General features: G+C 24.8%; 1 protein-coding gene. It reads left to right on the forward strand.

All coding sequences use genetic code 11. The features are described from left to right. Positions 1–266 (forward strand): hypothetical protein (locus tag N8M66_RS09325; protein ID WP_261047234.1); only part of this gene is annotated, 266 nt, incomplete at both ends.

A 266-nucleotide genomic window follows, 5' to 3' on the forward strand; every position in this document is an offset into this window, starting at 1 on the left:
TTCTGAATATGGATGATCTTACAGGTAAAGTATTATTACTTAGTCAAGGATTAAAGGAAATATCTGCTACAGGTATGAGAAACTATTTTGAAGAAAATATTGAAATACAATTAAATAAACAATGGCAAAGATTATTTAGTGAAGAATATCCTCAAAATAATCAACCTAGTTTAATTAATGGAATTGGTTTTATAACTACATATGATCCTAGACATAAAAGAATAATTATCACTAAGAAAGATTATAAGATAATTGAAGAATCTACT

It is taken from the genome of Streptococcus mitis (assembly GCF_946188585.1).
Classification (GTDB): domain Bacteria; phylum Bacillota; class Bacilli; order Lactobacillales; family Streptococcaceae; genus Streptococcus; species Streptococcus mitis_DG.